Source organism: Micromonospora sp. NPDC002717 (assembly GCF_040295705.1).
Classification (GTDB): domain Bacteria; phylum Actinomycetota; class Actinomycetes; order Mycobacteriales; family Micromonosporaceae; genus Micromonospora.
Map to the genome: position 1 here is coordinate 205684 of NZ_JBEOVW010000012.1, position 12437 is coordinate 218120.

The following is a 12437-nucleotide window of genomic DNA, read 5'->3' on the forward strand; positions in this document are numbered from 1 at the left end:
TCCCGGGCGCCTCGACGGCGTCGTGGTGCAGGCCGTCCGCCGCTAGGGCGGGCGTGCTCGGCCACCCGCGGTGTCGGCAGGAATCGGTGCGGCGGTGCTCCGGCTCACAGGTCTGCGAGGGGCCCTTCCTGGCGGCTGAGGGCCAGCAGCAGTTGCCGTGTGCGTCGCAGTTCCTCGGGGTCGGTGCCGCCTTCGTACAGGCCCGCGGTCGCTACCCCGTCCGCGGCGCGGACGATGAGCAGGGCTCGTTGCGGGTGCAGCCCGTCGGCGTCGAATGCCTCGTTCCACCGTTGCTTGTCGCGTTGCAGCACCTCGGCGACGCCGGGGACGGTGGACAGGGCGGCGGCCAGCACGACCTGCTCGGGGACACTGGTTCCGTCGATCAGGTCGTCGAAGGTGGCGTTGACGTAGCCGCGCACCAGGCGCCCGGGAGCGTGGTCCCGCGGGTCGACCGCCGCGTGCACCGCGGCGGCGAACTGCTCGGCGAGGTCCTCGGCCAGGGCGAGGAGCAACTGGTCGCGGGAGCGGAAGTGGTGCAGCAGGCCGCCCTTGGAGACCCCGGCCTGCCGGGCGATTGCGTCCACGCTGGCGCCGGACCCGTGCGTGCCGACGACCTTCGCCGCGGCGTCCAGCACCATCCTGCGGGTTCTGACGGTGTCGCGTTCTCGACCTCGCACCACGTCTCCCTGCTCGTCCCGGCGGCGAAACGGCTGTCGCCGCTGTGCCGATCCTACGAGCCGACCATACGGTTTGCTCAGCGGACCAAATGGTCGGTAACGTGGGAGCATGACGTCCGCGATGCCCTCTCCGCCGGTCGGCGCCACTTACGCCGGGCCGGACACGCCCGCGCGCCTGGCCCGCGCCGGAGCGCGGCAGTGGGCCGCGCTGGCGGCGCTGACCCTGGCGGTGACCCTGCTGGCCGTCGACGGCACCGTGTTGGCGCTGGCGATGCCGGCCTTGACCGCCGACCTGGGCGCCACCTCTGCCGAGGTGCTGTGGATCGGTGACGTCTATTCCTTCGCCCTGGCCGGCCTGCTGATCAGCATGGGCACCCTGGCCGACCGCATCGGCCGCAAGCGGCTGCTGCTGTTCGGCGTCGCCGGTTTCGGCGCAGCCTCGCTGCTGGCGGCCTTCGCGCCGACCGCGGGCTGGCTGATCGCCGCCCGCGTCCTGCTCGGCGTGGCGGGCGCGACGTTGATGCCCTCGACCCTGTCGCTCGTGCGCAATCTGTTCACCGACCCGGCCCAGCGCACCCGCGCGATCGCGGTCTGGTCGGCCGGCGCCGCCGGTGGCGCGGCCCTGGGCCCGCTGGTCGGTGGTGCTCTGCTGGAGCACTACTGGTGGGGGTCGGTGTTCGTCATCAACCTGCCGATCATGCTGTTGGTGCTGATCAGCGTCGCGCGGCTGGTGCCTGAATCGCGCAACCCCGACCCCGGACGCTTCGACCTGCTCGGCGCCGCGCTGTCGGTCGCTGCGATCGTGCCGCCGGTGTGGGCGGTCAAGCACATCGCCAAGACCGGCGTCGACCCGGCCGGCCTGCTCGCCGCCGCGCTCGGCGTGGGCGCCGCGGTGGTGTTCGTGCGCCGCCAGCGCACCCTGCGCACGCCGCTGGTGGACGTCACCCTCTTCGCCCGGCGCGCGTTCACCGGCACCGTCCTCGCCTCGCTGGTCGCGATCTTCGCCTTCAGCGGGCTGCTGTTCTTCTTCTCGCAGTACCTGCAGCTGGTCCGCGGCTACTCGCCCCTGCAGGCCGGGCTGCGGGAGCTGCCCGCCACCCTGGCCTCCATCGCCGTGGCCGTCGTCGCCGTCCGCGTCATCACCCGGCTCGGCGTGGGTCGCGCCCTCGCCGCCTCCCTGCTCGTGACCGCGGCGGGCCTGGGGGTGCTGGCAGTGGCCGAGGGTGCCACCGGATACACCTGCCTGGCCGTGGGGCTCGTCGTGATCGGGCTGGGGATCGGGATCGCGTTCACCGCCTCCACCGACGCGATCCTGAGCACGGTGCCCCGCGAACGCGCCGGCGCCGCCTCGGCGATCTCGGAGATGTCCTACGAGCTGGGCGTCGCGCTGGGCATCGCCCTGCTCGGCACCCTGCACACCGTGCTGTACCGCGCCGGCCTGCCCGACCTGTCCGCACTCGGCGACTCGACCCGCGAGGCCGTCACCGAGTCGCTGGCCGCCGGCACTCCGGCGCTGGTCGGCGCCGGCGAGCAGGGCAGCCTGATCCTGGCCGCCGCCCGCGACGCCTTCGCCCACGGCATGCAGATCACCTCGCTCGTCGCCGCGGCCCTGCTCCTCCTGGCCGCCCTGACCGCGTGGAAGATCATTCCCTCCGGCCGGCGCCCCTGAGTCCGCGACACCGGCTGTTCGGGCCCCGGTGAGAGACGTCCACCGTCGGCTGTCGATCGCCGGCCGGCGACAGGTGAGTGCAGGGCCCCGCGGGGAAGGCAGACGGGATGTCCGACGTGACCCTCTTCCTCGGCGGCGACGTGATGACCGGCCGGGGCGTGGACGCGATCCTGCCCGCACCGGGTCCGCCCGAGCTGCGTGAACCCGCCGTCGGGGACGCGCGGGACTACGTCGGCCTGGCCGAGGCCGCCGCCGGCCCGGTCCCGCGCCCGGCGCCGCCGGCCTGGCCGTGGGGCGAGGCGCTCGACCTGCTCGACGCGCTGCGGCCGGACGTGCGGGTGGTCAACCTGGAGACGGCGGTGACGGGCCGGGGCGCACACGCCCCGGCCAAGGCGATCCACTACCGGATGCACCCGGCGAACCTGCCCTGCCTCGCCGCGGCCCGGCTCGACGTCTGCGCGCTGGCCAACAACCACACCCTCGACTTCGGCGAGGTCGGCCTCACCGACACCCTCAACGCGCTGGCCGACACGGGCATCGTCACCGCCGGCGCCGGCCGCGACGAGGCGTCGGCCTGGGCGCCCGCCCGGGTGCCGCTCGCCGCGGGCCGCCGCCTGCTGGTCTGGTCGGTGGCCGCCCCGTCCAGCGGCGTGCCCCCGCCCTGGGCGGCCACCGCCGACGCGCCCGGGGTGGCGTACCTGCCGGAGGTCTCCGCCGCGTCGGCCGACGCGCTGGCCGGCCGGATCGCCGCCGTGGCGGGGCCGGGAGACCGGGTGCTGGTCTCCGTGCACTGGGGCTCCAACTGGGGGTACGACGTGCCGCCCGAGCACGTCGACTTCGCCCACCGGCTGGTCGACGCGGGGGTGGACGTGGTGCACGGCCACTCGTCGCACCACCCGCGACCGGTCGAGGTGTACCGCGACCGGCTGGTCCTCTACGGCTGCGGCGACCTGGTCGACGACTACGAGGGGATCGGCGGGCAGGAGGCGTACCGGCCGGAGCTGCGGCTGCTCTGGCTGCCCACCCTCGACGCGGCGACCGGGGCGCTGCGTCGGCTGCGGGCGGCCCCGGTGCGGATGCGCCGGATGCGGCTGGAGCGGGCCGCGCCCGGGGACGCCCGCTGGCTCGCGGACCTGCTGGGCGGCTTCGGCCCGCCGTTCGTCTCCGGGTTCGACATGGACCCCGACGGGCTGCTGGCCCTCCACCCGCGCTGACGGCCTGCCCGACGGGGGCCCGCGCCGACCGCCCGGCCTGCCCGTTATCCCGCGCCGACGGTCGCCCGTCCTGGCCGTGGCCCCGCGCCGACCGTGGTGTGCGCCACCCCGAGGACGGGCGATCGGACGCGTCGATGCCAGGGGCGCATCATAGATACATGACGCATCCCTCTCCGTCCGGGCGGGTCGCCGCGCCGTCGGCCGCCGAACGCGCCTACCGCCACCTCAAGCGGGCGATCCTGGAGCAGATCCACCCGGGCGGTTCGCTGGTCAGCGAGGGGGAGATCGCCGAGGCCGCCGGCGTGTCCCGCACGCCGGTCCGGGAGGCGCTGCTGCGCCTGGAGGCCGAGGGGCTGGTCAAGCTCTACCCCAAGCGGGGCGCGCTGATCCGTCCGGTCTCGGCCCGGGAGATCACCGACGTGATCGAGGCGCGGCGACTGGTCGAGCTGCACGCCGCCGAGCGGATCTGGCCCCGCCGGGCGGCGCTGCGGGAGGGGCTCGCCGCCCGGCTGGCCGAGATGCGCGCCGCGCACGCCGCCGGCGACGTGACCACGTTGATGGAGGCCGACCGCGCCTTCCACGCCATCGTGGTCGACGCGGCCGGCAACGAGATCCTCGCCGAGCTGTACCAGCGGCTGCGCGACCGGCAGCTGCGGATGGGGGAGGCCAGCTTCCGGCTCTCGCCCGGCTGGGCCGAGACGGCACTGACCGAGCACGCCGCCCAGCTCGCCGCGCTCGACTCCGACGACCCCGGGCCCTGGCTCGCCGCCGTCGCCGCGCACATCGACAAGGCCGCGGACGTGCTGCGGACGCTGCCGTGACCGTCCTGACCACCCCGGCACCCGCGCCGGTCGCGCCGCGCCGTGCCGCCGCGCTGGTCTGGGGCGTGGCGGTGAGCGCGTACGTGGCCGCAGTGTTCCACCGCAGCTCGCTGGGCGTCACCGGGGTCGACGCGGCGCACCGCTTCGAGATCAACTCCTCGGTGCTGGCCACCTTCTCCGTCGCCCAGCTCGCCGTGTACGCGCTGATGCAGGTGCCGGTCGGCGTGCTGCTCGACCGGTTCGGCTCCCGGCGGCTGCTCATCGCCGGCGGCGCGCTGATGGTCGCCGGGCAGGTCTGCTTCGCCCTCGCCACCGACGTGCGCCTCGCCGTGGCCGCCCGCGTCCTGGTCGGGCTCGGCGACGCGATGACCTTCATCAGCGTGCTGCGGATCGTGGCGTTCTGGTTCCCTGGGCGACGCAACCCGATGATGACCCAGCTCACCGGGACGCTCGGGCAGCTCGGGGCGATCCTCGGCGCCGTACCGCTGGTGGCGCTGCTGCACCGGGCCGGTTGGACTCCCGCCTTCCTCGCCGTCGCGGCGGTGGGGGCGACGGTGCTCCTGATGATCGTGGTTGCCGTCCGGGACACCCCGCACGGGGAGACCGCCCCCGGCCCGGCACCCGACCTCGCCGCCGTGCGCCGGAAGCTGCGGGCCGCCTGGGCCGAGCCGGGCACTCGGCTGGGCCTCTGGACGCACTTCGTCACCCAGTTCTCCGGCTCCGTGTTCGCCCTGCTCTGGGGATACCCGTTCCTGGTGCAGGGACAGGGACTCAGCCCGACGGCCGCCGCGTCGCTGCTCACCCTGATGACCGTCGCCATGTTCCTGACCGGGCCGGTGATCGCGCACCTGTGCGCCCGGCACCCGTTCCACCGGTCGGTGCTGGTCTTCGTGATCACCGGCGCCACCGCCGCGGTCTGGGCCGTCGTGCTGGCCTGGCCGGGACGCGCGCCGGGCTGGCTGCTGGTCACGCTGGTGCTGGTGCTGGCCGTCAACGGCCCCGGCTCCATGATCGGCTTCGACTACGCGCGTACCGCCAACCCGGTCAACCGGATCGGCAGCGCCAGCGGCGTGGTCAACGTCGGGGGCTTCCTCGCCTCCATCGTGCTGGTGCTGGCCGTCGGCGTGGTGCTCGACCTGGCCACGCCGGCCGGTCGGGCCGCCCCGGACCTGGCCGCCTTCCGCTGGGCCTTCGCCGTGCAGTACGCCCTCTGGGCGCTCGGCGCGGTGCAGGTCCTGCGCTACCGCAACGCCGCCCGCCGGGAGGCCGCCGCGCGGGCGCGTACCCCGGCCACGCCCTGAGTCCGGCGCGGCCGGGCCCGGCGCCGGGCCCCGGCCCGCCTCACCGTCGGCGGAGCCGGCGGCGGAGGGTCAGGTCGTCGAGCACCAGGGTCAGGCCGGCCCCGAGCAGCCAGACGTCCTTGGCCAGGCCGATGCCCTGCTGGGTGGGCTTCAGGCTGCCGGGCTCGCGCATCCCCGGCGTCTTGAGGTAGAGCTGCACCAGACCCGCGCCGAACGCGGCCAGCCCCAGCCCCGCGAGCGCCGACGGGACGAACGGCGCGAGCAGCGCCGCGCCCAGGGCGACCTCGGCCCGGGAGAGCAGCCGGGCGAACCGGTTCGGATCGAGCTGCCCGAGCTGCGGGATGGCGCCGACGGCCATCCCGTGCATGCCCTGCGCGGCCTCCCCCTCCAGGCTCCGCTTGCCGAGGCCGGAGTTGAGGATGAACGCGCCGGTGCTGACCCGCAGCGGCAGATGACTGACCTTCATGGCGCACTCCCGTCCCACCGTCGAACCGTGCCTCCGCCTACCCCGCCCACGAGGCGATAACCGCCCGACCTGGCGTTGGGACGACGGATGATCAGCGGTAGCGTCGCCGAGAGGACGTCACCCCACGGTGCCGTCGCAGCGCACCCTGGATGACGGCGGCGCGGCGCGCCGGCGTGGAGCAGGAGGAAATCGTGAGCCAACAGGTCAGGGGAGTCATCTCCCGCAGCAAGGGCGCGCCGGTCGAGGTGACGACGATCGTGGTGCCGGACCCGGGGCCCGGCGAGGCGGTCGTGCGGATCCTGTCCTGCGGGGTCTGCCACACCGACCTGCACTACCGCGAGGGCGGCATCAACGACGACTACCCGTTCCTGCTCGGGCACGAGGCCGCCGGCATCGTCGAGGAGGTCGGGGCCGGCGTCGACAGCGTCGCGCCCGGCGACTTCGTGGTGCTCAACTGGCGGGCCGTCTGCGGGGTGTGCCGCGCCTGCCGCCGGGGCCGACCGTGGTACTGCTTCGCCACCCACAACGCGTCCCAGAAGATGACCCTGACCGACGGCACCGAACTCGCCCCGGCACTCGGCATCGGCGCCTTCGCTGAGAAGACGCTGGTCCACGCCGGCCAGTGCACGAAGGTGGACCCGGCCGCCCGGCCCGCCGCCGTCGGGCTGCTCGGTTGCGGCGTGATGGCCGGTCTCGGCGCCGCCATGAACACCGGCGGGGTCACCCGGGGCGACTCGGTGGCCGTGATCGGCTGCGGCGGCGTCGGGGACGCGGCGGTCGCCGGCGCGGCGCTGGCCGGCGCGACGACGATCATCGCGGTGGACACCGACCCCCGCAAGCTCGACTGGGCCCGCAGGTTCGGCGCCACGCACACCGTGAACGCCCGCGAGGACGACGTGGTCGAGGCGATCCGCGCCGCGACCGGCGGCTTCGGTGCCGACGTGGTGATCGACGCGGTGGGCCGCCCGGAGACCTGGAAGCAGGCTTTCTACGCCCGCGACCTGGCCGGCACGGTGGTGCTGGTGGGCGTGCCGACGCCGGAGATGACGGTCGACGTGCCGCTGCTGGACGTGTTCGGCCGCGGCGGCTCGCTGAAGTCGAGCTGGTACGGCGACTGCCTGCCCAGCCGGGACTTCCCGATGCTCACCGAGCTCTACCTGCAGGGCCGCCTCGACCTGGACGCGTTCGTCACCGAGGAGATCGCGCTGGACGGGGTCGAGGAGGCGTTCGCCCGGATGCACCGCGGCGACGTGCTCCGCTCGGTGGTGGTCCTCTGATGGCGGCCCGCATCGACCACGCCGTCACCTCCGGCACGTTCTCCCTCGACGGCCAGACCTTCGACGTGGACAACAACGTCTGGATCGTCGGCGACGACACCGAGTGCGTCGTCGTCGACGCCCCGCACGACGTCGACGCGATCCTGGCCGCCGTCGGCGACCGGCGGGTACGCGCCGTCCTCGCCACCCACGCCCACGACGACCACGTCCGGGTGGCCCCGGCGCTGGCCCGGGCCACCGGCGCGCCGGTGCTGCTGCACCCCGCCGACCGGGTGCTGTGGGACATGGTGCACCCGGACGAGGCGCCGGGCGGGGAGCTGCGCGACGGGCAGACCGTCGAGGTGGCCGGGGTCGCGCTGACCGTCCTGCACACCCCCGGCCACAGCCCCGGCGCGTGCAGCTTCCACGCCCCGGTGCTCGGCGCGGTGTTCACCGGCGACACGCTCTTCGCCGGCGGGCCCGGTGCCACGGGGCGCTCGTACAGCGACTTCGGCACCATCGTCGCCTCGATCCGGGACCGGCTGCTCACCCTGCCGCCCGAGACGGTGGTGCACACCGGGCACGGCGACAGCACCACCGTCGGCGCGGAGGCCCCGCACCTGGACGAGTGGCTGGCCCGAGGGCACTGAGCGCGCGGGCCGGCGGGCCGGCCACGGTCAGCCCGTCGCCCGGACCGGACCCGCCGGCCCGGTCCGGGCGACGCCGCCCACCCGGCGGGCGGGGGGAGGAGCGCCGGCGTCGGTCAGAGCGGGTGGGGGAGGAGCGCCGGCGCCGGTCAGAGCGGGCGGCGGATGTGCAGGCGGACCGTCGTGCCGACGGCGGTGCTGTACACCCGGACCAGGTCGCAGAGCGCCTGCACGATCACCAGGCCCCGACCGCCGACGCCGTCCTTCGCCGGAGTCAACCGGCCGGCCAGCGGGTCGGCCAGCCGGCCGTCGTCGTGGATCTCGCAGACCAGGTGCTCGGCGGTCCGCCAGACCCGCAGCACGCCCGCGCCCCCGGCGTGCGCGATGCTGTTCGTGGCCAGCTCGGTCACCGCGATCTGCAGGTCGGCCACCCGGTCCTCGTGCAGCCCGGCGACCTGGCCGTGGCCGGCGACGAACGCGCGCACGGCGGGCAGGCTGTCGACCTGGTAGGCCAGTGCAGCGACCGGTTCCGCCGGTGCCGGCAACGGGATGTTGTAGCGGGCGACCACCTCCGACGGGGCGTATGCCCCGCTCGACCGCCGCCCCGCGTCGTCGACGAGCACCGGGTGCGTGGCGCACGCGTCGGCCAGCACGTCGTCGTCGAGGCCCGCCACGTCGTACGGGCAGAGGATGGTGGCGTCACGGCCGGCGAACGCCATGTTGATCAGCGCTTCGTGCTGGGCGCAGGCCGGATACTCGGTGTCGCTGCGCCCGGCCCAGATCGGCTCGCCGATGATCCGCACGCGCCGGCCGGCGTGCTCGTCGATGAACGCCTGCAACACCCACGGGATGATCCGCCCCGGGTTCCGGCCGGCCTCGGTCATGTCCGCCCAGCGCACGCCGTCCATCGCGCCGACCGCGGCGCGGACCAGCCACAGGTTGGCGCCGGGCATCGCGACCAGCACCGGTTCTGCGGCGGCCAACCCGCCGGTGATGAACGGCACCGTGCCCGCCAACAGCTCGTCCGGGTCGCGGTAGAAAAGGCCCTCGTGCACGAAAGCGCCCGCTGTGCCGCCCGGCCCGGTCATGCCGCCGGTCCCACCGGGGACGGGCCCGACGTGTCCAGGGCGTCGGCCGCGGCCCGACCGTGGCGGGGACCGGGGGTGACGAAGCGGCCGACGGCGGCGAGCGCGTCGGTCTCGTCGTCGTCGGCCCACCAGACGTGGTCCCCCAGGGCGGCCTGGTCGACCACCGCACCAACAGTCAATTCCCTGCCTTCCGGTCGGCGTTCCCACTGTAATCCCCGGTTTCGGTACCGACCCAGCGGGTGAACCGTAGGCGCCCGGCGCACCGTGACCGACTAGGCTCTGCCGGCATGACGACGGACGACGCCGGCCGCCCACCCGCCGTACGCCAGCTTCGTCTGGTCGTGGAGGCCGAGGACTACGAGGCGGCGGTCGTGTTCTTCCGTGACGCGTTGGGCCTGCCCGAGCAGGCCGCCTTCACGGGGGAGGGCGACGCGCGGGTGGTGATCCTCGACGCCGGCCGGGCGACGCTGGAGATCGCCAACCCGGCGCAGAAGCGGATGATCGACGAGGTCGAGGTCGGGCGGCAGGTCGCCCCCAAGATTAGGGTGGCGTTCGAGGTGGACGACAGCCGGTCCGCCACCCGCCGCCTGGTCTCCGCCGGCGCCACCGAGATCGCCCCGCCGACCGTGACCCCGTGGCAGTCGCTCAACTCGCGCCTCGACGCCCCGGCCGGCCTGCAGATCACGCTCTTCCAGGAACTGCTCGGCGCGGACGAGCGGGCGACCCTCGACGGCTTCGGCACCGACCGGGCGCGCGAGGAGTAACCGAAAAGGACTCCTCGGTCCGTTCGGAGCGTGGCCGGCAACGACGGCGCGGGCGGAAGGGCGGAACCGGAATCGGCCGGGGCCGGCAGGTCGGTGACCGGCTGCCGCCGCCGCACGACGCTGCTCCGGCCGGCACCGAAATTCGGGTGCGTCCCGGCCCGCGCGCGGGAAGTATTCGCAGCCGTGCACCCCACCGCCGGTCCGGCCGCCGTCGACGCGGCACTGACCCCCGCCCAGCGCGCGGCGATCGGGCACGTCCGCGCGGCGGCGCTGCGCGACCGCCCCGCAGCCCTGGCCGCCATCGCCCGCGCACTCGCGGGCTCGGGCGTGACCCACCGGCCGGAGCGCCTGATCGCCGCGGTCGGCCGGCACGGTCGCCTCACCCTCAACTTCCACCCGGACCGGCTGAGCGCCGACGGGCGTACGGTCGCGTCGGCCCTCGCCGCCGAGGGCGTCTACCGCAGCCAGTTCGAGACCGGCATCTCCAACGGCGGGCTGACCGCCTTCCCCGGGGGCGACCGGGACCGCTGGGAGGAGACCCTCTTCGGCGGCGCCTACCAGGTGCCCGGCGTACCCCCGACGGACCGGCCGAAGTACGGCGGCCTGAACCTGCTCGACCACCCGGACGGTGCCAGCCCCCGGTTCGGCTCCTGCCACCTGCGGCTGCGCCCCGAGGTGCTCGCCCGGGCGACGTTCTGCTTCGGCGACAGTCACCTGGGCCCCCGCGACCTGGGCACCGTCGACGTCTTCGAGCCGGTGCTGGCGGCCCTGCTCGCGGCTACCGACGGCACCGGGGTCACCCTGGGCGTGCCGGGGGATGGGGTGGCCCTGGTCCGGGCGCTGCTGCGCCGCCGCGAGGACGCCGCCTGGGCCGCCGGCGCCGCGGGTCGCGCCCTCGACGACTACATCGAGGCCCAGATCCACGGGGAGTTGAGCCTGGCCCGGGACGTGGAGGCGGTGGTCCTGGACCCGTCCTTCCGGGGCACCGAGGCCGGCGAGACCCTCGACGCGCTGGCCCGTCGGCACGGCGTCGCCCTGCACTGGCACGCCGGCTTCGCGCTTCCCGTCGACCGGATCGACCCCGACTTCCGGGGGCCGGCCATCCCCCCGCTGGCCGCCCGGGTGCACGCCGAGTTCGCCCGGCCGGGCGAACTGGTCGACGCCGCCCTGATCGGGCGCGCGGCGGTCTCCGTGGTCACCGAGCCGTCCCGCTGGGCCGACCGGGGGCCGGCCGAGGTCACCCTCCAGCACCTCAAGCAGCTCTGGCACGTCCTCGTCCGGTTCGGCGCGCCCCACGCCGCCTGAGCCGGTCTGGTCCGGCACCGTGCCAGCCCTCACCGGTCCGGCCTCGCGGTGAGCGTGTCCCGGCTGTCCCGGCCCGGACTCGGCCGGCCTGGGTCGATCGTCCGGTTCATCTTTCCGCGCGCCGACGCAGGGGAATGTGCTCGCCCGTCCCACGTGTCGAGTGACGGGGACCGCAGCACGCCACCACCGGCTCATATCCGGAATGCCCGACAGGTCAAGCTGGTTGTGTCCCCCGTACCGCCGGAACCGAAACCTCCTCCGGCGCGGAAGTTCCCCCGAGGAGCGCTCAGCACGGAGCGCTTCGCCTGACCGAAAGGGCAACCATCGTGAAGTACGACTTCACTCGGTGGCTCCCGGCCATCGCGAAGGACTCGAAGGACTCGAACCGCAAGATCGCGCTGAGCGTCGTGGGTGTCGCCGCCCTCGGCGGCCTGGCATTCGGGCCGACAGCCGTGGCCGCACCTGTCACCAGCACGCCGCACGAGGGCGCCGTGGCCGCGATCGAGCAGGCCACCGGCCAGGGCAAGTCGGCCCCCACCGAGGAGTCGGCCCTGACCACCGGCGGCGAGACGGCCAAGCCGGTCGCCGACAAGCCCGCCCGGGACGAGCTGATCCCGCACGGCGTGCAGGGCGCCCAGTCGCGCATCCCGCTCGACGACGCGCAGCTCGCCAACGCCAAGGCCATCATCGAGGAGGCCAAGGAGACCGGCGTGGGTGAGCGGGGCGCCGTCATCGGCATCGCGACGTCGCTGCAGGAGTCGAAGCTCTACAACCTCGGCCACCTGGGCGCGTACAACGACCACGACTCGCAGGGCCTGTTCCAGCAGCGCCCGTCGTCGGGTTGGGGTTCGCCCGACCAGATCACCGACCCCGAGTACGCCTCGCGGGCGTTCTTCGAGGCGCTCAAGAACGTCGGCGGCTGGCAGGACCTGCCGCTGACCTCCGCCGCACAGACGGTGCAGGTCTCGGCCTACCCGTTCGCGTACGCGCAGTGGGAGGAGCAGGCAGCGGACATCGTCGCCCAGCTCTGGTGACGACCGTGTGACAACCGCATGACCCGACCGGCCGGTCCCGATTTCAGGGGGCCGGCCGGTTGTGTCTGCGGCGGCGCGTTCTTCCGGCGCTGTGCCTTCCTTGGTGGGGGGGTGTTGTCTTGCTGTGCGGTCGTGGTGGGGGGTGTGGCCCGCCGTGCCCGGCTCCGGGCGGTCAGGCTTGATCCCTGCGCCGGG

Annotated in this window: 13 protein-coding genes; 9 read left to right on the forward strand and 4 right to left on the reverse strand. The window is 74.7% G+C overall.

The genetic code is table 11. The annotated features are described in order from the left end of the window. Nucleotides 1–104: 104 nt before the first annotated feature. Nucleotides 105–638: a TetR/AcrR family transcriptional regulator gene (locus ABT006_RS19910; RefSeq protein WP_350708327.1), complete on the reverse strand. Its 534-nt coding sequence runs from the start codon at nucleotides 636–638 to the stop codon at nucleotides 105–107. A 148-nt stretch (nucleotides 639–786) separates the two neighbouring features. Here ABT006_RS19910 and ABT006_RS19915 point away from each other — a divergent pair, with 148 nt between their 5' ends. From ABT006_RS19915 to ABT006_RS19930, 4 genes are all read left to right on the forward strand, one after another. Further along, a complete protein-coding gene (locus ABT006_RS19915) occupies nucleotides 787–2346 on the forward strand; it encodes an MFS transporter (RefSeq protein WP_350708329.1) in 1560 nt (519 codons plus the stop codon). A 107-nt stretch (nucleotides 2347–2453) separates the two neighbouring features. Next, a complete protein-coding gene (locus ABT006_RS19920) occupies nucleotides 2454–3560 on the forward strand; it encodes a CapA family protein (protein ID WP_350708331.1) in 1107 nt (368 codons plus the stop codon). A gap of 158 nt (nucleotides 3561–3718) precedes the next feature. Next, a complete protein-coding gene (locus ABT006_RS19925; RefSeq protein WP_350708333.1) occupies nucleotides 3719–4381 on the forward strand; it encodes a GntR family transcriptional regulator in 663 nt (220 codons plus the stop codon). After that, nucleotides 4378–5682: an MFS transporter gene (locus tag ABT006_RS19930; protein ID WP_350708335.1), complete on the forward strand. Its 1305-nt coding sequence runs from the start codon at nucleotides 4378–4380 to the stop codon at nucleotides 5680–5682. Before ABT006_RS19925 ends, ABT006_RS19930 begins: the two co-directional genes overlap by 4 nt. Before the next feature lie 40 nt (nucleotides 5683–5722). Here the strand turns inward: ABT006_RS19930 and ABT006_RS19935 are convergent, their stop codons facing one another. Beyond that, entirely contained in the window at nucleotides 5723–6148 is a 426-nt protein-coding gene (locus ABT006_RS19935) for a hypothetical protein (protein WP_350708337.1), read from the reverse strand. Nucleotides 6149–6339: 191 nt separating this feature from the next. Between ABT006_RS19935 and ABT006_RS19940 the strand changes: the two genes are divergently transcribed. Together ABT006_RS19940 and ABT006_RS19945 are read left to right on the forward strand one after the other, a co-directional pair. Then, nucleotides 6340–7425 (forward strand): S-(hydroxymethyl)mycothiol dehydrogenase, encoded by a 1086-nt coding sequence (locus ABT006_RS19940; RefSeq protein WP_350708339.1) that lies wholly within the window; start codon nucleotides 6340–6342, stop codon nucleotides 7423–7425. Beyond that, the gene (locus ABT006_RS19945; RefSeq protein WP_350708341.1) at nucleotides 7425–8054 is read left to right on the forward strand and encodes an MBL fold metallo-hydrolase; all 630 of its coding nucleotides are present in this window, start codon (nucleotides 7425–7427) and stop codon (nucleotides 8052–8054) included. The genes ABT006_RS19940 and ABT006_RS19945 overlap by 1 nt, the downstream gene beginning before the upstream one ends. 146 nt (nucleotides 8055–8200) lie before the next feature. Here ABT006_RS19945 and ABT006_RS19950 read toward each other — a convergent pair whose 3' ends face one another. Both ABT006_RS19950 and ABT006_RS19955 read right to left on the reverse strand, forming a co-directional pair. Next, nucleotides 8201–9106 carry an anti-sigma factor RsbA family regulatory protein gene (locus ABT006_RS19950; RefSeq protein ID WP_350708343.1) on the reverse strand — a complete coding sequence of 302 codons (906 nt, stop codon included), beginning with the start codon at nucleotides 9104–9106 and terminating at the stop codon, nucleotides 8201–8203. A 29-nt stretch (nucleotides 9107–9135) separates the two neighbouring features. Further along, nucleotides 9136–9318, reverse strand: a complete 183-nt coding sequence (locus ABT006_RS19955) for a hypothetical protein (RefSeq protein WP_350708345.1) — start codon at nucleotides 9316–9318, stop codon at nucleotides 9136–9138. 108 nt (nucleotides 9319–9426) lie between these two features. Between ABT006_RS19955 and ABT006_RS19960 the strand changes: the two genes are divergently transcribed. From ABT006_RS19960 to ABT006_RS19970, 3 genes are all read left to right on the forward strand, one after another. Continuing rightward, entirely contained in the window at nucleotides 9427–9903 is a 477-nt protein-coding gene (locus tag ABT006_RS19960) for a VOC family protein (protein ID WP_350708347.1), read from the forward strand. Between the two features lie 183 nt (nucleotides 9904–10086). Then, nucleotides 10087–11208, forward strand: coding sequence for a DUF3626 domain-containing protein (locus tag ABT006_RS19965; RefSeq protein WP_350708349.1), 1122 nt, complete (start codon nucleotides 10087–10089; stop codon nucleotides 11206–11208). Between the two features lie 326 nt (nucleotides 11209–11534). Then, nucleotides 11535–12242 (forward strand): hypothetical protein, encoded by a 708-nt coding sequence (locus tag ABT006_RS19970; RefSeq protein WP_350708351.1) that lies wholly within the window; start codon nucleotides 11535–11537, stop codon nucleotides 12240–12242. Nucleotides 12243–12437: the final 195 nt, after the last annotated feature.

Bases quoted from the DNA above. Each gene is read 5' to 3' on its own strand.
- ABT006_RS19910 (WP_350708327.1), bottom strand. From the start codon at position 638: ATGGTGCTGGACGCCGCGGCGAAGGTCGTCGGCACGCACGGGTCCGGC.
- ABT006_RS19915 (WP_350708329.1), top strand. From the start codon at position 787: ATGACGTCCGCGATGCCCTCTCCGCCGGTCGGCGCCACTTACGCCGGG.
- ABT006_RS19920 (WP_350708331.1), top strand. From the start codon at position 2,454: ATGTCCGACGTGACCCTCTTCCTCGGCGGCGACGTGATGACCGGCCGG.
- ABT006_RS19925 (WP_350708333.1), top strand. From the start codon at position 3,719: ATGACGCATCCCTCTCCGTCCGGGCGGGTCGCCGCGCCGTCGGCCGCC.
- ABT006_RS19935 (WP_350708337.1), bottom strand. From the start codon at position 6,148: ATGAAGGTCAGTCATCTGCCGCTGCGGGTCAGCACCGGCGCGTTCATC.
- ABT006_RS19945 (WP_350708341.1), top strand. From the start codon at position 7,425: ATGGCGGCCCGCATCGACCACGCCGTCACCTCCGGCACGTTCTCCCTC.
- ABT006_RS19960 (WP_350708347.1), top strand. From the start codon at position 9,427: ATGACGACGGACGACGCCGGCCGCCCACCCGCCGTACGCCAGCTTCGT.